Here is a 23,662-nt window from a genome sequence, read left to right on the forward strand (position 1 = left end):
CCTCTCTTTTTTGATGACGTATAGAAATTAGATCGTCCTCATGTGGGCATCACGCTCACTTGGAAGACGTTGTAGTGCAAACGACTGACATCCAATGGCGGCGCGGCATCGGCCTGCAGATACGCGCCTGCTGCTCCGTGGTCGCCGCCGGACTTGCTCCACACCAGGTGGGAGCCAGCCGCCTGGCCCGGAGTGGACGTCCAGAAGTCCCCTCCTGCCACAGCGGCCTTGCCGTCGGCAGCGGCCATGCCCTTGCTGCCATCGGCTGAACCCCACTCCATCCGGGGCAGGCCGAACTTGGCCCAGAGCGCATCGTCGGCGCCCAACAACTTGGCGGTTCCCTTACCGCCGTCGATGTTGATGCGCATGCCGCCTTTGCTGTCCAGGCTGGTGATGTAGGAGGTGGCGTCGGCGCTGGTGATCTTGCCGTCGCCGTTGACGTCCAGGATGTAGACCGAACTGCCTGGATCGCGCGCGATGAGCTGCGCATGCTCGACCGGTTTCTCTGCGCCGGCAAAGCTGAGCTTGCCGACCTCGTAGCCCCGGCTCCAGCTCACCAGCGCGGGCGAAGAGGCGTCCACCGATTCGTGGTTGCCGTTCTTGTCGGTGTATTCCAGGGTCGCCGTGATGCGCTTGTAGAGCAGGTCGGCGCTGACGATGAGCTTGCTGCTGTCGCCACCCTGGAAGTGATCGCTGCTGATGAGCGTCTTTGTGCGGTCCAGGTCTTCGGCATACCACTTGACGTGGCGCGAGCTCTCGACGATGCCGTCGGCGTCCTTGATGTTGCCGATGTCAGCCGTGATCACGCTGCCCACCTTGGCGTTGTAGTCGCCGATGCCGAACTCGCCCTCCGGCGCGTGGTTCACCGATGCAGCGGCAGCCTTCTTGCCGCTGTCGGCCAGGTTGACCGGCGCTGGCTCTGCTGCGCCCTGGGCATGCGCGGCGGCGCGGGCCTCGCGGGAGTCCGTGACCTGGCCCAGCACCTGCTTGGCCACAAGGTCGAACTTCTCCGAGCTCAACAAGACCGGCTTGTGTGCGCTCAGGGCCTTGAGGCTGGCGACATCAGTGGGGTCCAGGACAGCGGTCACCATCTCCACCACAGACTTCTTGGAACTGTCAGCCACCTTGACAGGCGCGGGCTCCGCTGCGGCCTTGGAGGACGTCGCTGAGGTGGATGAGGTGGATGAGGTGGATGAGCTGGACGCCGCCGGAGCCTCGCCGGGGGCAGTGGCCTGGGCGAGCACTTGCTTGGCCACAATGTCGAACTTCTCCGAGCTCAACACGAACGGCTTGTGTGCGCCCAGGGCCTTGAGGCTGGCGACATCGGTGGGGTCCAGAACAGCGGTCACCATTTCCGCCACAGACTTCTTGGAACTGTCAGCCACCTTGACAGGCGCGGGCTCCGCTGCGGCCTTGGAGGGCGTCGCTGAGGTGGATGAGGTGGATGAGGCGGACGCCGCCGGAGCCTCGCTGGAGGCAGTGGTCTGGGCGAGCACCTGCTTGGCCAAGCTGTCGAACTTCTCCGGCGTCAGCGACACCGAATGGAAGGCATTGACCGCCTGGGCCGAGGCCTGGCCCGAATCGGCCGACGATGTACTGGCCGCCTGCGGCAGTGAGATGGTCAGCACCTCGCTGGCCTGGCCACGATTGCCGGCCTGGTCGGTGAATGCCCCATCCTTGATCTGCAGGCTGACCTTGCCGGCCTGCGCGCTACTGGGCTTGAAGACGCCGGTGTAAAGCATGCCGCCCGTCATGGCCTGCTTGACGTCGGTGAGCGTGCCGCCGGTGACGGCCACGTTCTTTTCCGAGAACGCCGCCGGCGCTTCGCCGAACAGGAACTTGACGGTGAAGGGCTTGCCGGCGACCAGCTTGTCGGTGTCAGGGCCGATGATCTCGACCCAGGGCAGTACGTGATCCCACTGCACACCGTCGAAGCTGGCGCCGGACGGTTTGGTCACGGCCACCACCTGGTCAGGCTTGCCGGCCACGGGCTGGCTGGCGCGGAAATGGCCAAAGCGGCCATTGAGCGCCGAGGTATCCAGGGTCAGGACGCCCTTGGCGTCCGGCACACCGGTGCCCAGCGTGAAGCTGCCCTTGACACCGTCCAGCAGGTCTGCCGCCAGGATGGTGACTGCCGCCCCCGGTTTGCCGCCGCTGACCTGGAAGCTCATGGTCAGCGCATTGGTCGGCCAGAAGCCATCGGGTTCGGACGTGGTGACGGTGAGCGGCTTGACATCGACAGTGGCCGTCTGGGGCACAGCCACAGGCTTGGTCGGCGCGACGGTGTCGGCCACGGCGGCCTTGGCGCTGTCAGCCGAGGCCGATGCGCCAGGGGCTGGTGCTGCGCCACCGGTGACGGCGAGATTGTTTTTTTCCAGCAGCACGCTCAGCAAGGGACTGCCCTCGCCGGCATTGCCCGCCGCGTCGGTATAGCCGCCCGACTTGACCTTGACGGTCACCTTGGCAGCGCTGGGGCTGCTGGGGATGAAGTCGCCGGTATAGACCATGCCGCTGGCGTCGCTGGCCTTGAGATTCTTCAACGTACCGCCGGTGACGACCACGCTCTTTTCACTGAAGCCCACCGGCGCTTCGCTGAAGCTGAACTTGACGTTGAGGGCATCGTCACTGGCCGCCGCCGGGTCGCGGAAAGGTCCGCTGACCTTGACGGTGGGCGCGACGTGGTCCCAATGGATGGCGCCGAAGGGCCCGCCCGCTTCGCTCTGCACGTCGGTGAACTGCCCCACCTTGCCATCGACGATCTGCTGGGCGCGCAGGTTTTCGAAATAGCCGTTGATGCGGCTGGTATTGAGCTGGATCACGCCCTGACTATCCGGCGTGGCCGAGCCCAGCACAAACAGCGTCTTGAAGCCATCCACGACGCTGTCGGCCACGATCTGCACCTTGGCGCCCGGTTCTGCTCCCTTGACGACCAGCCGCATGCTGGTGGCCGCCGTGGGAACGCTCCCTCCGGTAACGCTGGTGCTGACCGAAAAGGCATCGGCAGCGTGTGCTCCCAGGCTGTGCGCGCCGGGGAGATCTTCCTCATCGATCTTGCGACCGGTGAGCGATTGCAGGAACTGACGGCTTTGCGCCAGGTTCGTGGTTGCGGTTGTCATGTTGAATTCCCTCTTGTTTATAAAATTATTGGAACGTGTCGCAGAATCCAGGTGAGCATGACGCTGACCTGGGACACGGGTCGTCCACCCTTGCCGGGCCTGGCCTCCTTTCTCCATAGTGGTTGATCAATGAATGGGCACGCATGCGTTCACGCTGGCAGGACGCTGACCTGGAAGACGTTGAAGTGCAGGCGATTGGGATCGTTCATGTACGAGGCATTGCTCTGCTCATAGGCCCCCGGGGTGCCATCGGCGGCGCCGCTCTTGCTCCATACCTGATGGGAATCTGCCGCCGTACCCGCCGTGGAAGTCCAGAAATCGCCGCCGGTCACCGCTGGCTGGCCATTCCGGGCGGGTAAGCCAAAGACGCCATTGGCCGGTCCCCATTCCGCAGGCTGGGGCAGCAATGTCGCCCACAGCGGTGAGTTCGCGGCCAACAAGGTGGCCTTGCCGCGGCCGGCCTCGGTGGTGAAGCTGATGCTGCCGTTGGCGTCCAGGCTGGTGATGTAGGTGGTGGCGTCGGCAGCGGTGATCTGGCCATCGCCGTTGACGTCGAGGATGAAGACGTTGCTGGTCGGATGACGGGAGATCAGCTTGGCGCCACTGACGACCTGGGGTTGCGCCTCGAACTGGGCGTAGCTGAGATTGCCCAGCGTGACGGAGGTCATCCAGCCCGCGGTCTTGGCCGTAGCGGCGAGCACCTTCTCGTCGGTGCCCTGGCCATCGGTGTAATTCGCCTCCGCCTTCAAGGACTTGCCCACCAGGTCGCTGGTGATCAGCAGCTTGCTGGAGTCGTTATTGACGAACACCGGCGCGGTGATCAGATCGCCCTTGGTGGCGGCGTCGCCGCTGGCGAACCACTTGTAGGTGATCTGGCCGGGCATTCCGTCGGCATCGGTGATGGTATTGGACGCCGTGACCGTCGTACCCAGCTCGCCTGAGCCTGCGAGGGTGACGGCGCCAACCGGTGCGTTGTTGTTGGGTTGCTCGACACGGATAGCTTGGCTGGTCGGCGTTTCCAGCAGACCCTCGCCATCGGTGTAGCTCACGCTCACCTTGATGGCCTTGCCGCGATAGGCATCGATCAACTGCAAGTGCGACCCGGTCTGCCCGGGGATCACCGTGTCATTGGCATACCATGTGTAGGTCACGCCACCATTGCCGGTACCGTTGTCGTCCTTGACGATCGCGTGAAGCTCATCGCCTGATCGGTAAGGCGTGTTCGGCGGATTCAGTGCATCGAAGACCACCGTGCCGGGACGCTGGGGATATTTCAAGTAGGCATATCCCGAAACACGCTCGGATGTCCCATGCAGATCTGTATACTCCGCCTGAACCAGAATCTGAGTCGTTCCAAAGGAGTGTACATCCTCATCTTGAGCGATCTGGAACGTGCTTCCGGTGGCATTATCGGCGCCCTTCAGCGGACGTGCCAGCCTCTCGCCCCGCCAACTGTAGGTCACCCGCGCAGGATCGAAGCCATCCCCATCGCTCAAGACTGCCGTGACGTTATCGCCCAGGCGCACGACGGAGGTTTCCTGGCCGTTGACCGTGAACTTCAGCACGCCCGGCGCATTGGGTCCGGTCACGTTAGGGGTGCTTGCCGAGGACGAGACTTCAGCCAAGCCGAGGTTGTCGGTATAACGGGCCTCGACACTGATCGCCTTGCCCATTTGCGCATCGGTGAGCCTCAAGCTGGCCCCGGTCGCGCCGACAATGGCGACGCCACCGGCCTTCCAGACATAGGCAACAGGCACATCGCTCTTGACGCCGTCGGGATCACTGACAGTGGCCGTGAGGGTGTCGCCCAACTGCGGCTTGCCATCGGCGCTGGCTCCCGACACTGCCACTGCGCCGGCCCTGTTGAAGACGAGCTCCAGCTTGTTGCTGGCCGCGCCGGACTGGTTGTTCGGCTCGGTGTAGGAGCCATCCTTCACCTGGAACGTGGCGCGGGTGACCGTTGCATCCGTAGGCGTGAAGGTGGCGGAATACCGTTTGTTGTTAGAACCGAGCACGGGAGCAAATGCAGACAAGACACCACTACCGGTCACGGCAATATCATCCTGTGCAAAGCCGTTAGGTGCTTTGCTGAAGTCGAACTTCACCGTGAAAGGCGTACCGGGACGGGAATTCGCAGCAAGGTCGGTCGAGGCAGTGACCGAGATCGGCAGATGGTCCCAGGTGATGGTTCCCAGCGGTTGGGGCCCGGTGTTAGTCACCGTTGTGACAGCGACATTACTGATCCTCCCCGCATAATCCTGAGTAGCCTTGAAATTGCCATAGCTGCCATTGAACTGGCCAACCTGAAGCGTGAGCACGCCATTGCCATCCGGTACGCCCCGGCCAATTTCTTGCTGCGCCGCGATGAGCGTGCCGTTGTCATCCAAGCGGTCCGCCTTGATGATGATGCGTGCGCCAGTCTGACCGCCTCTGACGTTAAAGCTCATGGTGGCGGCGCTGCTCTCGCCAGCGGTCGCATTGGTGGTGACGCCGGTAATGTCGGGAACCGGCTTGTTATTGATCACCGTGATACCGCCGGCCCCCGAGCCGCTGGTTGCTCCCCGCGCCATCGGCACGGCCGTGCCATAGGTCCCGTACTTGCTCTGCAAGGCCAGCTTGATATCGGTATAGGGGCCATTGCCCAGTGCGTTTTCGGCAGCGACCTCGACGTAGTGACCGTTCAGGCCATTCCCGCTAGTGCCGGGCTGAAGGCGGTAGTTGGTGGCATTGGTCACACCGATGATCTGGCGGCCCAGCACCTGCTCGCCGGCATCCACCATGTTATTGCCGTTGGTGTCGCGGAACAGCACCGCGACCTCACCGTCATTGCCACCCTGGAAATTGAACTTGGGAGTACGGATCAGCGTGATGAAGTCGCGCGGTGCATTGGCTGGCGCACCTGTCTCCAGGGACGCCTCGGTCTGCAAATCCTGGTCGATATCGAAGACCAGCTGGCTCGCCACGCCCGGCGCGGCGGTGGACAGTTCCAGGCTGCCAGGCGTGGTCACGTTGCCCAGCAAGCGCGGCTGGCTGGCATTGCCGGAGGGCGAGGTCTGGATCACCGAGATATCGGTGTAGACGCCGTCAGTCAGCGGCGTGGTGAGTTTCTGATCTTGCGCGGTGGCGCTGGCGGTGAATTGCAGCAGGGTCTGGGTAACACCCTTGAAGGTACCGGTCACCGTCACCGTGGCGCCACGGACCAGCCCGTCGAAATGGAAGGTCGGCAAGACCTCGCTGATGAGCCCATCGTTGGGGCTGGCGCCACCGTCGCTGGCGGCGTCGAGTCTGAACATGGTCGGCTGCGGCGGCATCATGGCGTCGAGCACGATGGCGCGGTTGTCGCCCAGGTTCTTGCCGGCTGCGGGCATGGTAGTCAGCAGGTCGTTGCCGGCCAGGTCTTTGGCGGCCTGTGTAAAGCTGGTCACCGTCAGGTCGTTCGTGGATGGCTTGCCGCCGACAACGGTATAACTGCCTTCCAGCAGGGTCCGATTGCTGGCGTCACGGGTGAGCACGGCGGTGTCGCCGTTGTCGAGCGTGACCGTGATCTTCGCGCCGGGGCGCAGCTCCTCACTAGCCGTGGCGCGCAGGTTGATCACCTTGCCGATGTTGTAGGTGCCGTCAGGCGTGGTAGTGCTGAAGCTGAGGATGGTCGGTGCAGCGTTATCCACCTTGAACAACGGGTTGTCGGCCACGGCCACATGCGCCGGTGCGGCGGCGTTGCCAGCCTTGTCGGTCACGCCGGCAAGAGCCAGGCTGTTGGGGGCGATGGAGATGCCATTGCTATCGGCGTCAGCGGACTGCAAGGTATAGCTGAAACGCAGAGTGTTAGATGCTGCATTGGCCGTAGGGGTGACCAAGGTGGCGGTGCGACTATCGCCACCGACCATCAGATTCAGGCTGGCCTGGGCGTTGGGCGCAAGCTTGACCTCTTCGCTAAAGGTGACCACGGCGGTGATGACGTCGCCAGCACGATAGTTGCCTTCCGTGCCGCTGACGCTGGCGCTCTCTATCGCCACGGCGGTGACGGTGGGGGCGGTAGTGTCGATCTTGAAGGAAGCATTGGGCTGTACGCCACCCAGCGTGAGCACGGCGCGATTGCCGGACACATCAGTAATGCTCGCGCCATTGAGAACGAGCGGCGACGCCGGGATGGCGACGCCTGCCGGAGCGTTGTCACCCGAGAGAACGGTGTAGCTGAATTTCAGGACGTCCGGCGCATCGCCGGGCACCCTATCCACATAGGCTGCCGTGCGTTCATCACCTCCTATCGTGAGCTTGATCCGAGGCGCGCCTCCGGTCGTATTGATATCGACCGGCTCGCTGAACTTGGCCTGTACGGTAATGACGGAGCCAGCCTTGTAGATGCCGCTGCCATTGTCAGCGGTCATCTCGCTGACCTTGACCTCGGTCAGGGTAGGTGCGCTGTTATCGACCTTGTAGGCAGGATTGAGCGCCACGACACTGCTGTCCACCTTGGCCGCGTTGCCAGCCAGGTCAGTGATTCTCGCCCCGGTGGGCAACTGCAGCGCGTTAGCCGGAATGGAGATGCCATCGGTCGCCGTGTCGGCGGCTGTCAGCACATAGTCGAAGTAGGCGGTCTTGCCGTCGGTGCTAAGCGTCTTGTAGGAAGCACTACGGGTGTTGGCCCCGACTTGCAGGTTCAGCTTGGGCGTGCCGCTGACGGTAACGGCTTCGTCGAAGACGACGGCCAAGCGAACGGTGTCGCCGGCATGGACGTAGCCAGGCTTATCGGGGTTGCCGCTGGCAAGGGAGCGGCTGCTCACGGAGACACCGTCTGCGGTGATGCTGGGCTGCTGGACATCGATGATCTGGCGGGCGATGTTGGGCTGATCCCTGGCCGCATTGCCCAGGCTATCGGCGACGCCGGCGCTGCCCTGCCCCATCCGGATGTCGGCCACGGCAAAGAAATTCAGCTGGACTTCGTTGCTGTTGCCGGTCAGCTCGGCATTGGGCTTGACCGTGACGTTGTACTCCGTCCTGGACGCTCCCACCGGCTCAACCTTGGTGACCTTGCCATTGATGGCCTTGAAGTTGCCTACGCCGATGTTGCCCATCTGGGACACAGAGCCCATCTCATCGAAACGGACGTTGAAGACGATATCCTTGTTCATCGTCGGTGGCGCGGGCGGCGCATTGTCAGCAGGCACGGAGATGACGGTCGGTCCCCGCGTATCGATGGCCTGGGACGCGATGACCGCGCCGAGTTCGGCGGGATTGCCGGCCACGTCCAGAACGGGCGTAGCGCCATTGGCCTTGAGTTTGAGCTCGACCTTGTTGCCGGCAGGCATGTCGGGATTGGGCGTCACGAGGACGGTATAGCTATTGGCGTTTGTGTTGCCGGCACCGGTCACGGCTTCCACCTTGTTGACCGTGCCGTTGGTGGCGGTGAAGTTGTCGATTGTGACGGGGACGCGCAGCTTTTCGTTGAAGGTGACCACGAAGCTGATCTGCTCTTTCGTGACGGCGGGAGGCTGACCGCCACCCGTCGCCGTGACGCTGGCGCTCACGGCGGGCGCGGTGGTGTCCAGCGTGAACTTCGTCTCGGCTGCTGCTCTGACATTGCCCGCCGTATCACTGGCCATGGCGGTGACCGTGATGAGGCCGTCGCCCAGCTTGGCGATCTGCACGTCGGTCAGGTTGATGGTCTGGCCGGCGCCGGTAGCAGTCAATGGATCGAGGTTCTCGACTACGCCGCTGGCGTTGGTCAACTTGATTGCCAGCTTGGAGCCTACCTCACTGCCCCTCACCTTCAGCGGCTGGCCCTTGGCTACCTCTGCCGTGGCGCGTGCCTCGTGGGATAACAAATCGGCATCCAGCGTGAGTGCCGGGACGGGGGGGGCGACGGTGTCGATGGTCAGGCCGGCGCCAGTATATGGCTTGCTCATCCCAGGAACATCGCTGCCGGCCTTGTCTTCCAGCACGTGGCCTACGTTGATCAGGTCCCCAACCTTGTACTTCACGCCAGCTGGTGCATCATCACCAGCCCCCACCGTGTATTTGAAGGTCAGGACCTTGCTGCCGGGATCGGTAGTACCCTTGCCCAGGCCGCTTTGGTAAGTCGCTTTCAAGATCTTGGCAGCATTCGCGCCGGTGCCATCCTGGATCAGGTTCACATAAAGCTGGTCGGTCACCTTACCCTGCTTCAGGTAGACCTCGCGGTCGAAGGTGACCTGGACCTCGATCACATCGCCTGTGACGTAGAAGCCGTTGTGCGGGGCGGTGCTGGTGAGGGCGATATCCGCCCTTGCGTCCATGGGGAGCGGGAGCAGGACTTCAATCTGCTTCGATTGGATCTCGCTCTTGTTGCCAGCGGCATCGATCAACTGCACGTACACCGTATTGGCGCCGTTGACCAGGCCGGTGCCTCCGGTGAGCGCCACAGAAGCACTGTTGACGCTGCCGCCTGTCAGACTCTGTCCATTGCTGATGCGTCCTTCGCCCAACAGGCCCGTCCCGTCGGCATTGGCATAGACGCGCGCAAACCCGCCCGGTTCGCCACCCTCGATCTGGAGGGTCGGCTTGGCCATCGAAGTGATGCCGTCAGCGCGGGTGTCCGGAGCATCGTCGCGGCCGGTGTCGCTAGCCCTGTTGAGGGCGACCAGGCTGGGTTTCGCTGGTGCTTTCAGGTCGATCCAGATGTTGTCTACGCCACCTTCGGCAAAGTTCTTCAAGCTGCCCGGTACGCTCTGGTTACCGGCTTGGTCCACGACGACTGCGGAGAACGTGACCTTGTCTAGATCGGTCGTTGTTTTAAACCGGGTGATGAGTTGCTGGATATTTTCGCTGTAGCTGGCCGGATCAAAGGTCGCCGTCCAATTGCCGCCAGTATCCTTGCTCAGCGAGGCTGATGCAATTTCACGGCCTTGAGTACCTGGGAAATCGACCACCAGCTTGACCCTGTCCCCCTGCTTCAGTTGAGCGTTATCTGCCGCGTCGAAACTCACCTTGAAGGGAATCCGTGGCTCGTTGGTCACTACCGCGTGTTCACCAAACTTTGCGCCCGCCGGGGCGGCGTTAAGACTGCCGCTCACGGGCTTGGCATTGTCAGGGGCATAGTTGTTAGCGTCGAACGCCGGACGACCTGGCAAGGTCAGGCGAGGTGTGGGCGGCGGCGTCGTGTCAATGGAGAATCCGCTGTTGGGAAGTGCTGTATTGACGTTCAGGGCCGCGTCGATATCCGCGACAGCGCTCCCCTTGCTATCAATCCAGCTCCTGCCATCCTGAGTCTTGAACAAGGTATTGCCGGGAACATCACTCAAGATAGTGTCCGGAGAGAATTTAAGCGCATGTGCGGCCACGCTCAATGCGCCTTCCAGATTCTTGTTTGCGGGCTTGGTCAGATCCAGCTTGAATGTCAATACATCTGCATTACGACCCGACACCAAGGTGGCCTCCAGTGGCGTAGGGTGATTGGCCACCCTCACCTCCAGCGTGGGATCGGCGCCGCTCCAGTTGATCTTCTGCCCGATGGCGACGCTGAACCGGACGGTGTTACTGGCACCGGGAACTCCGGAGCCATTGAACAGTACGCCGCCGGTGGCGTTGGGGGCGGCTTCCACTCCGATGGACTGAGTGCTGATGTTGAGGGTCGCGCCACTGGCGAAAGCCCCCATCACCGCACCGGAAGCGCGCAACTGATAGCCGTACTCACTGTTGTTGATTCTATAGACGCCGTCGTTATTAACATCGAGCAACGAGGGCGCCGAACCGGGGGTGGAGGACGCCGTAGCAGTACGCAAGACGCTGGTCCTGGTGGCACTGAATTGGGCGGACTCATCGAAGGTAGGCACCACCAACGTGAAGCTGCCGATGCCGTTGTTGCTGGAATCGCCCGCGCTGAGGCGAACGGCTTCGGCATCCTTCTCGGTGTAGGTGTACTTGAACGTAAACGGCTTTGCCCCGCCGCCTTGCAGCCGGCCATTGGTGGTGTCCAGCGGAAGAAATTCCACCAGCAACTGATCACCGACCTTGGCCGACGCGGCCGGAGCCACCTTCAGGCTCAAGCCACCGTTGGTGAAGCTGGAAAAACTGACAGCAGCGTCGGCCCAGACAGGCTTGGTCTGGCCGGCGTAGGGCTTCTCTTGCGTCGTATCGACTTGCAGGTAGGGAACCTGGGCCCCCTTGATGGTGCTGGTGCTGTTGTTGCCGTCCTCCACCGCCGCTGCGTGCAGCTTGGCCGCACCGGCATCCAGGCCGCCATCGATGTTGCTACCGGTGATGAGGGACTTGCGGAGAGTCTCCAGCGCGAACGTGACATTGCCGCCATTGACCTGAATGGCCGACTTCAACAGATCCAGGGCGGCCTGCAGCGGGTTGGCGGCGCCAGCCTCACGCTGGGCCTGGGTCATGCCGGAGAGGATGCCCAGCGCCAGACCGTAATTGATCGCATCGGCGGAGGCGCCGGCAACGGGCCTGCCATTGAGCAGGATGGGAATGGTATGGAGCAGGTCGCCAGACTGGATGCCGAAGGCCTTGGCGATCGCCGCCTCGAACTTGGCGGCGTCGGCGCCGTAGGCCGGGGTGGTCGGGGCATTGGCAGCGGCGGCATTGACCGGAGCGCCAGCGCCACCCGCAGCAGGAGCATTGACCGGAGCACCCGCGTCACCCGCAACAGGAGCATTGACCGGAGCACCCGCGCCACCCGCAACAGGAGCATTGCCCGGAGCACCCGCGCCACCCGCACCAGGAGCACTGCCCGGAGCACCCGCGTCATTCACAACAGCACTATTCCCACGAGCGCCCCCTGCATTAGCCGCATTAGCCGCCTCATCCAGCTTGTGCACGACCATGGTAGTGAACGGGTTGATGGTGACGGCCATGTCGGCGTTCCATGCGCCCACATAGGCTTCCAGCTTGAGACCGCCCAAGGTTTGCGCTCCCGCCACCTCGTCCTTGTAGTCCTTGCCGGCGGGGTCGGTATCGCTCAGTTCCAGTCGGATGACATCCTTGGCAGTCAAGCTGCCTTTGGCGACCTTGAGCGTCATGCGGCCACTGGCGTCGACCGCGGTGCTATTGGCCACTTCCTGCCAGCTGCCGTCAGCCATGAGCTTCTTGGCGATCAGCTTGACCGTTGCATTGGGTAGGAAGACGCCGGCAGCAGGCGTGACGGTCATCAGCCATTCATTGCGCGGAGGTTCCACGGCGGGAGGTGGCGCTTCCGCAGCAGCTGCGCCGGAACTGCCGCCGCCACCGCCGCCGGACAGCGCCAGAAAGCCCAGCGCTGCCGCGCCCAGACCGACGGGCAAGGCCATGTCGCTCTCCAGCCAGTCGTCGAGCTGGTCGAGGAAGGAAATCTCACGGCTACGCGGCACCGGGGCGGCCTGGCGCAGCAGTTCCTCGCCCACGCTGCTGGGGGCGTCGCTGGCGTTGGACCTGGCTGCCGGGACGGCGGCGGCGTTGGAACTGGAATCGCTGTCGGCCTGGGCCAGTTGCATTCGCTCGGAGGAGTCCTCGCCGTCGGCTCGAGGTACATCGGCCTCTTCCTCGCTGACGTGGCGCGCCGACATGGCGGCTTCGGCGCTGGCCAGGGACTGCTCCTGGGACATCACCTCGTCGGCCGGCTGCACCCGTTCGCCCTGCCCTTCGTCAACCCGCTCCTTGCCGTCCACAGAGCGCGCTCGCACGAGCGCTTTCTTGCCGGATGACTTACCCGTCCCGGTCGCGGAGTGCGGCTGCGGGAGCGGTGAGGTGGCCGGCATGATCAACTGTACCGGGGAGTCGGTCGATTGCTTGTTGCTGACCGGATGGGTACCAGCTTTGATTTGATCATTAGACATACGGAGCGAGCTTTCTTAGAGTTAGAGACGAAGTCATGCGAACCATCCATGCGAACATCTGAGACGGTCACATCAACGGGACAACACCAGGACCACCTGCACGGTCCTGGGAGGGATTACGGAACGATCAACTGGCCGGTGCTTCAGGCGCGGGGCCAACCTCGCCCTGCTGCCAGCTGCCGCCCTTGGCGGCTTCCAGGCTCAGGTCGATCTTTTCGATACGGGCGATCAGGTCGGTGATCTGCTTTGGCAATTGCTCGCCCTGCTGGAGCAACTGCACGCCGGCGGTCTCGACGGCGACCACGACGCTGCGGGCGCTGCCCTGGATGCTGGCGATCATCTGGCCCTGCTCGCGCTGGTCGCGCAGGCTTTCATCCAGGCGCATGCCGATCTGATGGAGGTCTTCATGCAAGGTGGTGCGCAGCTGGTCGCTGTTTTCACGCAAGGCGTTGCGGCACAGCTCGCTCTGCTGCACGGTGATGCTGGAGAGCTCGGAGAGCTTGCGCGAGACATCCTGCTGCTGTTCGGTCTGCGCGCCGCTGGCCTTGGCCAATTCGCCCAGGTGGGTTTCCATGTTGCTCACGGCGCCCATCAGGCCCTGGTGCGCTTGCCGGGTTTCTTCGAACTTGTTCACCAGGCTGCCCAGGCGCTGTTCCATGGCGGCGGCGATCTGTTCCAGTTGCGGTCGATCCTGGGCCTGGGCGCTCAACTGCTTCTGCAGGGTTTCCAGTCCCTTGGCCAGGGGTTCGCTGGCCTGGCGCATGCGTGAGGTCGCCAGCAGGATGGCGTCGGTCTGACGACACATCTCACCACGGATGGTGCGGATCTCCTGCAACTGGCTTTCGGCCAGGGCTGTATCGCTCTTGGCGGCGCGGATCACGTCTTCGCTGTTGGTGCAGATGAACTCGGCGGCGTGCATGTAGAAGCCTTCGGCGCGAGCGCTGACCAGGCGTTGCAGCTTCTTGCAGGCCAGCAGCTGGACGTTGTTGACGATGGAGCCGCCCAGGCCCAGCAGCGAGGCGACGAAGGCGTCGCCCATGCCGGCCAGCGGGCCGCTCATGCGTTCGAAGAACTTGCCCATCATGTCGCTGCCGCCTTCGGTGCCAATGGAGCTGAACATGCCGATGAGCAGCGCCACTTCCTTCAGGGTCACGATCAGGCCCAGGAAGGTACCGAACAGACCCAGGCCGATCAGGGTGTTGGCGATGTACTGGGGCAACAGGGTGCGGCGCTGCAGGTCGCCGGCGAAGCCGTCGAACTGGTGCTGCAGCTGGGTACGATCAAAGCGGATGGTCCGGCCATCGGCATTCTTGAGCTGGCGCAGCAGACGGTCGATGTCGAAATTGCGATCCTCCTTCACCAGCTCCTGCTCCAGTGCGGCGCCCTCGGTGCGACCGTCGCGGGCGAAGGTCTTGACGCGGCCACTGAGCAGATCGACCTGACGCCCTTCGGCCAGGATGCGTTTGGCTTGCCAGATGGTGAGCACCTGGCCCAGCACGGTAATGACCACCAGCACTATCACGAAGAAGGGGTTGGCGGCATGGGCGATCAACTCCATGACGCGTTGGTACAACCACAGATTGACCAGCACGTAGGCCGCAAACACGGCCAAGGTGCCAAGCCAGGGGGCGAGATAGACCGGGTCTCCAGCGGAGGGCTTGTTCATTGAGACGGACTTCATGAGAGGTTCCTTCTTGTTTGGTTTATAGGCTTATCGTTCGCCCATCGACTCCTGCAATGTCTTGGCGATGGGCTTGGTGAGGAAAGACAGCACGGTACGGGTATTGGCCTTGATCTCGACGGTGGCGGTCATGCCGGGCTTGACCTGGATGGCGTCGGCCTTGCGGCCCTTGAAGACGGCCTCTTCCAGGGCGATGTGGACCCGGTAGTACGGCATGGCGCCCTGACGCGTCTCGTCGAGCAGGGTATCGGGGGAAACGTAGACGACGTGGCCGTTGAGGGTGCCGTAGATGGAGTAGTCGTAGGCATCCAGCTTGACGTTGGCGGCCTGCCCGACCTTGACGTAGGCCGAGTCGGCCGTGGAGACCTTGGCCTCGACGATGAGGTTGTCCACCGGCAGGATTTCCATGACCACGTCGCCGGAGCGCACCACGCCACCGATGGTGGTGACCTTGATGTTTTTGACCACGCCGTCGGCCGGAGCCTTGAGCTCGGTGTGCTCCAGCACCTGGGTGCGGTCTTCCAGCTGTTCACGCTGGGTGTTGAGGTCTTCCTGGACCTTGGTCATGTCCACCAGGGCTTCCTGGAAATACTTGTTGCGCTTGTTGTTGATCTGCGCGCGGATATCGGCCACGTTGCGCTGTAGCCGCAACACATCGGCCCGCCCGACGTCGCCGGTGCGTTCCAGCGACTTGTTCATCTCCAGTTCCTGGTTGGCCAGGCCCAGCATGTCTTGCAAGGAGGCCAGGTCCTGGTCGATCAGGATCTTGCGCTTGACGTAGAGGTCCTTCTGATTGGCGATGTATTCCTTGTAGTCGAGCAGATCGGGCTCGAAGTTCAGGGGATGGCCATACACCTCGGCACGCAGGCGCGCCAGGCTGATGCGCAGTGCGGCCACCTTGGCGCGGCTGTCGTTGAGGGAGGTCTGGACGCGGTCCTGCTCCAGCACCATCAGCAGTTGCCCTTGCTTGACGGCCTCGCCCTCCTTGACCAGGATCTGCTTGACCGGACCACCATCGGGGGCCTGCACCGACTGCGTGCGGGAGACTGCGATGACCTGCCCTTGTGCTCGGGTGACCTGGTCGATCTGGCTCACCGCCGCCCACAGCAGCAGGACCAGCACGCTGGCCATGGACAGGCGCAGGACCCATTGCGCACTGATCAGCGGATTTTTTTCGTTGTTCATTTCCATATCTGACTCCTGTTCATCCACCTTGCTTAAGCTTCTGCCGAGACGGCGGGCAGCGGCGCCTGCTGGCCGCGCAGGCGGGCCAGGATCACGTCGCGGGGGCCGTCAAGGACGATGCGGTTGCCGACCACCACGATGACGCGGTCCACCATGGGCAGGAAGGCAGGCTTGTGGGTGACCACCACCAGGGTGCGGCCGCCGGAGATCTCTTGATTGAGCACATTCAGGCAATGCCGCTCCAGGTCTTCATCCATGGAGGCGGTGGGTTCGTCGAGCAGGAAGACATTGGGCTGGCACAGCAACAGCCGGGTGAAGGCCACCAGTTGCTTCTGGCCGCCGGAGAGTCCGCGCCCGCCTTCCTGGATCGGCAGGTCCAGCCCCTTGGGGTGGGACGAGACCAGGCGCAGCAGACCGGTGCGCTCCATCACCTGGCGCAGCACGTCATCGCCGGGGTCGGGCAGGCCGATCAGCAGGTTCTCGCGCAGGCTGCCGACGAACAGGCGGTGATCCTGCTGCAGATAGCCGATGTGCTGGTTCAGGGTGAGACGGTTGATGTTGGCCATGTCCAGGCCATCGAGCAGGATGCGTCCCTGCTGCGGGCGATACAGTCCCGACAGCAGGCGCAGGATGGTGGACTTGCCGGCGCCGATCGGCCCCAGCACGGCCACGCGCTCACCTGCGTTGATGGTCAGCTGGTCGATGGTCATGGCGTTGAGCATGCTGCCGGCGTAGGTGAACTTGGCCTCTTCGATGCGGAACTCACCGCGCAGGTTGTCAGGGGTGAGCTGGCGCTCGCTGCCCTGGTCGGTCTGCAAGGCGTAGATCTTTTCCAGCCCGGCCAGCGTGGCCTTGGTGTGGGCGCGTTGCACCATCAGGCCGGGAATCATCGCTACCGGCGCCAGGATGCGGCCGCCCAGGATGGAACAGGCGATGAGCGCGCCCATGGTGATCTGGCCATTGATGACCAGGAAGGCGCCGATGATGACGGTGGTGGAATAGCTCAGTTGCTGCAAGGTGGCGGCGATATAGCCGGCATGGTCGCCGATGGCGCGCATGGCCATGTCGCTGCGGATGGATTCGGCGCTGACGTCGATCCAGCGCGAGAGGAACTTCCAGCCGCCGGAACCGGACTTGATGGTCTCGACGCCTTCCACCGTCTCCACCAGCAGGCCGGTCTTGAGGTTGGAGGCAGCCGCACTCTTGTCGGCCAGCCTTGCTACCTTGCGGTTGGAGAGGTAGCCGATCAGGATGGCGACCACACCGAAGACGGTCGGCACCAGCGCCATCCAGGGGCTGGCGATGAGGGCGATCACCAGTACGAACAGCAAGCCCAGCGGCAGGTCGACCAGGGTGAACAGGGTCTGCGAGGTGTAGAAGGAGCGGATCTGTTCATAGCCGCGCAGCTGGCCGGCCAGGCTGCCCACGGAACCGGGCAGTTGATCGACCCGCACGGCCAGCAGGCGCTCATAGAGCGCCTGCGACAACTTGGCGTCGAGGCCGGAAACCACCTTGTCCATGATGTGGGAGCGGGCGAACTTCATGCCCAGCTCGAACAGGATGGCCAGGCCCACGCCGATGGCCAGCACGATCAGGGTGGCCACGCCGTGGGTGGGGATGACGCGGTCATAGACCTGCATGGAGAAGATCGACGCGCCCAGTGCGATGATGCTCATCACCACCGAGGCCACGACGATCTCGATGAGCACCGGGCGGAACTCGCCGATGGCGTCCAGGAAGACCCGCTCGAAACCCTGCTGCCCCTTCTTGCCGCCCTGCTCGGTGAAGTCCAGGCGGTAGCCGCCGCCGACGATCTCGGCATCGCCCACCACGCTTTGGCCGGTGTGGCAGAGGAAGTCCCAACGCCCGTCAGGGCGCTGGTCCACCAGCAGCCCCCAGCCTTGCTCCTTGACCTGGCACAGCAACGGCAGGCTGGGGCGGTCGGGCTTGGCCAGGTGACGTGGGCGCGACAGGTTCAGCGCCCGGCACAGCTTGGGGATGTCGGGCGAACCGCCCTTGCCGACTGCGGCGGCGATGGCCGTGCCCAGACGCTGCGTATCGATGACGACGCCCTGGCGGCGCGCCGCCATGGTCAGGGCCCAGGACAAGCTGGTGCTGATCTCGCTCATTGTCCCTCCCCCGGCGTCGGGGCAACGCCCGCGCGGCAAGTGAGGTGGACCTGGTGACGACCTGGTCCGTCGTGGAGGACGGACTGGGATGAGCACCGGCAAGCTGGAGTTTTATTTCTCATGGCGATTTATGGATATCGTGAATCAAATAGGCCGGACGATCTTCCTGTTGCGGAACCGCGCCCGACCTCGTAGCACCAGGACAGGCGTCTGATCGACACGGAAAGCGAAAAACCAGAGAAACAGAACCCCTGAACGATTCGCTGGCGCTTGTCGGCTTGCGAATTTCTTCATCCATTCCCGGTAGAGGATTGAAAATACTGAGAAGAAATCGAGAGACAAAATTCCGGGAAAAGTCGTCATCGCCAATCGTTGGTAGGGCTATGATCTTTTAAAATATTTTTTTATTTAATTGTCCTCTTGGGCATTACGACAAGGTCTTCATTTATTGGAAAAGTTACGTCAAAAAAATCCTATAAATTCCTTATTTAACTAAGCGACCAGCGCTATACAAATCACTTCTCAAAATTATTTTTCGTAATTATTTAAAACCGCCAAAAAATAATTTTTACGATAATTTTTTTCACATCCATATGACTTCCTCACTCCTACCCTAAGGACAAAAAAAGCCCCTCAATTTCTTTCGAAAGAGAGGGGCCAGGGGGAATTCGCCACCGGGTTGACAGACAGGGGAGTCGTCGTCGATGACAGCGTTCCTCGACAGCGAAATCGAGGACGCACAATCACTTTATCCGTGTTCCATATCGATTTGAATTGTTTCTTAGTGCAGACATTTTGTGATTCCTGGTTAATCGATTGATGCCCAAAATAGACATGCCAGCCCTAAAGCTGGCATGCGTAGACAAAGACGATTGAGGCAAGGCGATGAGGTGTCATCGCCGCCGGGAGAATGAACACAGCCAAGGCTGCGCCAAAGGACGCTGCGCTCCTAGCGCACCTCGTCGAGGCCGTAGGCCCACAGGCGCAGCTTGTGGCCGTTGGCGATGATCATGGCCGTGACATCGGCGCGCTGCAGGTCGGCCTGCACCACTTCGCGCACCGCGTTCATCACATCCAGCCAGGAACGCCTGCCCGAGAGGTATTGGCGGGTGTAGGAAGAGAGCACCTCGTCGGCGGACAGCGCAACCTCTTCCAGGTTGCGGGAGCGCGCCAGGGCTTGCTGGTACTCGGTATAGATGCTGCCGACCTGGGAGACCAGTTCCAGCCGCGCCGCGTCCACGGCCAGCAGGGCTGCCTCGTAGCGTCCGCGCGCAGCGGCCACTTCGGAGCCCAGCGAGAGCCCCGCACCCAGTTGCATCTGCATGCCGATGAAGGCGCGGTTGTTGCTGGGCTGGTTGGGCACGCTGTAGTTGCCGCGCTGGTGCTCCAGCCGGGCATAGACCTCGGGCCAGTAGGAAGCCTGGCGGATCTTGATAGCCGACTCCTGCACCTGGGCGTCGGCGCGCAGGCGCTTGATGAGCGGGCTGCTGCCGAGGGTGCTTTCGGTCAGGGTGGGCAGATCGTCGCTCACTTCCATCTTGGCGACATCGGCGCGAATTTCCTCATCGGTCAGCGGCATGCCCACCAGTTGCTCCAGCTGCAGCCGGGCCGAGGAACGGCCGGCCTTGGCGCCCAGCAGGTCAGTCAAGGCCTGGTCGCGACGCCCGCGCACCAGGGTCACGTCGACCCGGGCAGCGGCGCCCTCGCGCTCGCGGCGTACGCTTTGTTCGAGGAATTTCTCCAGCTCTTGCAGGTTCTTGTCGTTGGCGCTGGCCGCCAGGTCAGAGCGCACCCACATGCTGTATTGCGAGATCACCTGTTCGGCCAGACGCAGGCGCTGCTCGCGCAGGGCTTCCTCGGCCGAGGCCTGGTTGTGTTCGGCCTGTTCCAGCTGCGCGGTCAGGCGACCGCCCGCCCACAGGGTCTGTTGCAGGCGCAGCGTCACCACGCTGGAGTCGCCGCCATAGGAAACGTCACGGGAATTCCTGCTGCTGGCGCGCTCGACCGAGATCGAAGGATTGGGGAAGAACTGCCAGCGCGCCGACGATACGCTCTCGCCAGCCGATTCCACCGCGCGCTGCCGGGACAGCGCGGCGGGGTTGTTGAAGGCGGCCTGCTTGACCAGCTCACCCAGTGTGACCGCCGCGACGTCTTCACCGGTCAGCGCCAGCGTAAGACAAAGCGCCAGGGCAGACATGAGCTTGCGCGCCATACCACCTTTGCCGCAAGCGTGGTTGCGCTGTGTCGGCTCCTGCTGAACTGCGTTGGATTTCATTTTCGATCACTCCCTGTTGATCTTGTCCGCTTTTGCCGTGGCGCGGCGTGGCCGTCCTCCCTAAGGAGGCGACAACATGGCGACAATGGCCGGCAAGCGTGACCAGGGCGGTCACCGCGCGTGCCGGCTCAAGCGCACACAGCAAAAAAGAGGAAGGGGCGGTACAAGAATTTGTGGGCTTGATGATCGTTGAATCGGCAAGGTTGGCGAATTGTCTCTTGGTGCGGAAACCGTGCTGCACTGTCGAAGTATTTCGAGTTATGAATAAAAAAACGCGTGGCACAGCCAAGCTGTCCACGCGTCCTTCTTTTCGCCATACCCAGGTCAGCCGGGCGATGCGCCGTGCACCGCGAGTGCGGCGCGCAGAGTGAGGATCACATCGTCCCAGGCGCCAGGCTGCTGTTGGCGGAACAGGCGGGCTGTGGGATACCACGGTGAATCGGCCGCATTGAGGAGCCAGCGCCAGTCTGGCGCGTACGGCAGCGCGATCCACACCGGGCAAGCCATGGCGCCGGCCAGGTGCGCGGCGGCGGTATCGACGCTGATGACGAGGTCCATGCCTGCCAGCACGGCGGCGGTATCGGCAAAGTCATTGATGGCTGCCCCCACCCAGTGCCAGCCGGGTTGTTGCTCGCACCATTGTCGATCGGCCTGGCGCAGGTCGGGCTGGATGACGAAGAAGTCCAGCTGCGGGCGAGCCAGGGCCAGCGGCGCAAAGCGCGAGAGTTCGATGGAACGGCGAGCATCATTGACATTGCCGGCATTGCCGGAACAGACCAGGCCGATGCGCATCCGTGCGGGACTGCGCGGCGCCAGGGTAGCCAGGCGTTCCTCCCACAAGATGCGGCGGGCAGGATCAGCGCAGAGATAAGGCACGGCCGCGGGGATGTCGTCGGCGCGGGTATTGCAGACCAGCGGCAGGCTCATCAGCGGCAACTGGAAGTCCACTTCCGGCAAGGGCTCGCCCATGGCCACCAGCGTCAAGGGGGTTGGCACTGCGAGGCTATGCATCAGCGCCAGCAGGCTGGCCGGCACTTCCAGGACGACCTGCGCGCCAGCTTGCAGGATGAGGGCCACATAGCGGCTGAACTGGATGGTATCGCCCTGCCCCTGTTCGGCCCACAGCAGGATGCGTTTGCCCGCCAAGGAGCTGCCGCCATTCCAGGCCGGGATCGTGGCGTGCCGGTAGGGATCGGCGCTACGCCCTTCCCAGCGCCACTCATAGAGGGGCCAGGCCTGTTCCAGCCGACCCAGCACCAGCAGCGAGAGGGCCAGGTTGAGGTGGGCGTCGGCGTCCTTGTCGTCGATGCGCAGGGCGCGCCGATAGCTGTCGATGGCTTCTTCATGCTGGCGCAGGCGCGCCAGCGTGGTACCGCGACTGACGTGGGCGTCCACCAACTCGGGGGCGAGGATGAGGGCCTGGTCGTAATAACGCAGCGCCTCCTCGAACTGTCCTTGCGCATGTTCCACCAGCCCTGCGGCCAGCCAGTATTGCGCACGCTGGTCATCCAGGCGCAAGGCCTGGTGGATGCATTGGCGGGCCGCGTCCCATTGGCGCGCGCGTTCGTGCAGCGCGGCCTTGCGGTGCCAGGTGTCGGCCTGGCCAGGATCACGTTGCAGCGCTTCTTCCAGCAAGGCCAGCGCCTGCGGATCGTTCTTGCCCGAGGGCGACATGCCCTGCAAGGCCGCGGCGGCGGCCACGAACAGCTCGGGCAGCTGCCAGCCGGATTCGATGAGTTCGCGATAGAGCAGGAAGGCATCCTCGAAACGCCCTTCTTCGTAGAAGGCGCGTCCGAGGCGGTAGCGCAGCGCCAGCGCTTCCTCGCTGTCCGGCGGCAGCAGCCGCAGGGCCTGCTGCCAGGCCAGCGCGGCCTCGGCAAAACGGCCCTGGGCCGCTGCCACACTGCCCAGCAGGTGCAGGGCGTCCTTGTCGCGGGGATGGGCGTCGAGCAGGGCGAAGAGCAAGGCTTGGGCCTCGGCGTAGTCTTCCTGGTCGAAGTGGGACAGGGCCAGTTTGAGCGTATCGGTGGGATTCATGGGGCAGGCTTGGACACAGACGGGGCGTATTGTCTCATCCCTGCCCGCGCCTGTGCCGGGCGCCTGCGCCTAGCGCTTGAAGACCAGCACAGGATCAGCGCGGTAGAGCGCCGGATACATCTTTTGCAGGTTGCCGATCTTGGGCAGGTCGTTGTAGGCGATATAGGGCTGGTTGGGATGCAGGGTGGCGTAGTCCTGGTGGTAATCCTCGGCGGCATAGAAGCCCTGCAGCGCGGTGACCTGGGTGACGATGGGCGCGCCATAGACCTTGGCCGCATTGAGCTGCGCGATATAGGCCTGGGCCGCCTCCTTCTGCTGCTCATTGGCGGTGAAGATGGCCGAGCGGTACTGGGTGCCCTGGTCCGGTCCCTGGCGGTTGAGCTGGGTGGGGTCATGCGCCACCGAGAAATAGATCTGCAGGAGCTGGCCGAAGGAGATCTTGCGCGGATCATAGGTCACCTGCACCGCTTCGGCATGGCCGGTGCTGCCCGAGCTGACCATGGCGTAGGTGGCGGTATCTGCCTTGCCGCCGGCATAGCCGGAGACGGCCTTGAGCACGCCCTGGGTATGCTGGAACACGCCCTGCACACCCCAGAAGCAACCACCGGCCAGCACCAGCGTTTCCGTCGGCGCGCTGGCGGCCAGCAACGCCTTGCCTACCGGCGCAGGCACGGCCACGGCGCGTTCGGCGGCATGAGCAGCGGCAAGGGTGGACAGGGCCAGGCAAAGCGCCAGGACGGCAGGTTTGAAGCGGGACATGGAAGGCTCCGGAATGGTCAGGATGGAAGGATGGATCGAATCAGGACGGCCGCGCCGCCCTGCCCTTGCGCCACACCAGGCGCAATACCAGCATGAGGCCCACCAGCACGGCAAAAAGCAGTGGCTGGGCGATCAGGTTCTTGCCCGCCTTGTCCCACCAGTAGTGCAGCACGCCCAGCGGCACGATCAGGTAGACCAGGCGGTGCAGGGCTTGCCAGCGCTTGCCGCCGAGGCGACGCACCATGCCATTGGTGCTGGTGAGCGCCAACGGAATGGACAGCAACAAGGCGATCACGCCGACGGTGATGAAGGGGCGCTTGAGGATGTCCTTCCAGATTTCACCCAGGTCGAAGAAGTGGTCGAACCAGACAAAGGTGGTGAAGTGCAGGCACAGGTAGAAGAAGGCCATGAGGCCCAGCATGCGGCGCATGCGCACCAGCCAGTTCAGGCCCGTGAGCTTGCGCAGCGGCGTAACGGCCAGGGTGAGGCAGAACAGGTAGAGCGTCCAGTCGCCGGTGCTATGAGTGATGAATTCCAGCGGATTGGCGCCCAGCCCGCCGGTGAAGCCCAGTATCACCAACCGTAGCAAGGGCAGGCAGGCCAGCGCCAGGAACAGCCACCATAACCCGGTGACGGTGCGTGGCTTGAGGTTGTGAAGGGCGACGGGAGCGAGCTGCATGGAC

At 63.2% G+C, this 23,662-nt stretch carries 9 protein-coding genes; all 9 read right to left on the reverse strand.

All coding sequences use genetic code 11. The annotated features are described in order from the left end of the window. Positions 1-38: 38 nt before the first annotated feature. The 9 genes from ACP92_RS15230 to ACP92_RS15270 all read right to left on the reverse strand — a co-directional run bounded on the left by ACP92_RS15230 (position 39) and on the right by ACP92_RS15270 (position 23,658). A complete protein-coding gene (locus ACP92_RS15230) occupies positions 39-3,116 on the reverse strand; it encodes an Ig-like domain-containing protein (protein WP_048348589.1) in 3,078 nt (1,025 codons plus the stop codon). A gap of 149 nt (positions 3,117-3,265) precedes the next feature. After that, the gene (locus ACP92_RS15235; RefSeq protein ID WP_156181793.1) at positions 3,266-12,760 is read right to left on the reverse strand and encodes an Ig-like domain-containing protein; all 9,495 of its coding nucleotides are present in this window, start codon (positions 12,758-12,760) and stop codon (positions 3,266-3,268) included. Positions 12,761-13,040: 280 nt separating this feature from the next. After that, a complete protein-coding gene (locus ACP92_RS15240) occupies positions 13,041-14,594 on the reverse strand; it encodes a centriolin protein (RefSeq protein WP_013235000.1) in 1,554 nt (517 codons plus the stop codon). 30 nt (positions 14,595-14,624) lie between these two features. Beyond that, positions 14,625-15,779 (reverse strand): beta-barrel domain-containing protein, encoded by a 1,155-nt coding sequence (locus ACP92_RS15245; RefSeq protein WP_041312046.1) that lies wholly within the window; start codon positions 15,777-15,779, stop codon positions 14,625-14,627. Positions 15,780-15,811: 32 nt separating this feature from the next. After that, positions 15,812-17,908 (reverse strand): ATP-binding cassette domain-containing protein, encoded by a 2,097-nt coding sequence (locus tag ACP92_RS15250; RefSeq protein WP_041310954.1) that lies wholly within the window; start codon positions 17,906-17,908, stop codon positions 15,812-15,814. A gap of 949 nt (positions 17,909-18,857) precedes the next feature. Then, positions 18,858-20,183 (reverse strand): TolC family protein, encoded by a 1,326-nt coding sequence (locus ACP92_RS15255; protein WP_013235003.1) that lies wholly within the window; start codon positions 20,181-20,183, stop codon positions 18,858-18,860. 324 nt (positions 20,184-20,507) lie between these two features. Beyond that, complete coding sequence (locus tag ACP92_RS15260; RefSeq protein ID WP_013235004.1) at positions 20,508-22,220, reverse strand: tetratricopeptide repeat protein; 1,713 nt, start codon at positions 22,218-22,220, stop codon at positions 20,508-20,510. Positions 22,221-22,289: 69 nt separating this feature from the next. Then, positions 22,290-22,979 (reverse strand): peptide-methionine (S)-S-oxide reductase MsrA, encoded by a 690-nt coding sequence (gene msrA, locus ACP92_RS15265; protein WP_013235005.1) that lies wholly within the window; start codon positions 22,977-22,979, stop codon positions 22,290-22,292. Positions 22,980-23,019: 40 nt separating this feature from the next. After that, complete coding sequence (locus tag ACP92_RS15270; protein WP_048348591.1) at positions 23,020-23,658, reverse strand: protein-methionine-sulfoxide reductase heme-binding subunit MsrQ; 639 nt, start codon at positions 23,656-23,658, stop codon at positions 23,020-23,022. Positions 23,659-23,662: the final 4 nt, after the last annotated feature.

This window comes from Herbaspirillum seropedicae (assembly GCF_001040945.1).
GTDB lineage: Bacteria > Pseudomonadota > Gammaproteobacteria > Burkholderiales > Burkholderiaceae_D > Herbaspirillum > Herbaspirillum seropedicae.

What these genes read in the sequence shown, in the direction of transcription:
- ACP92_RS15240 (WP_013235000.1), bottom strand. Translation starts at nt 14,594, where the DNA reads ATGAAGTCCGTCTCAATGAACAAGCCCTCCGCTGGAGACCCGGTCTAT.
- ACP92_RS15245 (WP_041312046.1), bottom strand. Translation starts at nt 15,779, where the DNA reads ATGAACAACGAAAAAAATCCGCTGATCAGTGCGCAATGGGTCCTGCGC.
- ACP92_RS15255 (WP_013235003.1), bottom strand. Translation starts at nt 20,183, where the DNA reads ATGAAATCCAACGCAGTTCAGCAGGAGCCGACACAGCGCAACCACGCT.
- ACP92_RS15270 (WP_048348591.1), bottom strand. Translation starts at nt 23,658, where the DNA reads ATGCAGCTCGCTCCCGTCGCCCTTCACAACCTCAAGCCACGCACCGTC.
- ACP92_RS15230 (WP_048348589.1), bottom strand. Translation starts at nt 3,116, where the DNA reads ATGACAACCGCAACCACGAACCTGGCGCAAAGCCGTCAGTTCCTGCAA.
- ACP92_RS15250 (WP_041310954.1), bottom strand. Translation starts at nt 17,908, where the DNA reads ATGAGCGAGATCAGCACCAGCTTGTCCTGGGCCCTGACCATGGCGGCG.
- ACP92_RS15260 (WP_013235004.1), bottom strand. Translation starts at nt 22,220, where the DNA reads ATGAATCCCACCGATACGCTCAAACTGGCCCTGTCCCACTTCGACCAG.
- msrA (WP_013235005.1), bottom strand. Translation starts at nt 22,979, where the DNA reads ATGTCCCGCTTCAAACCTGCCGTCCTGGCGCTTTGCCTGGCCCTGTCC.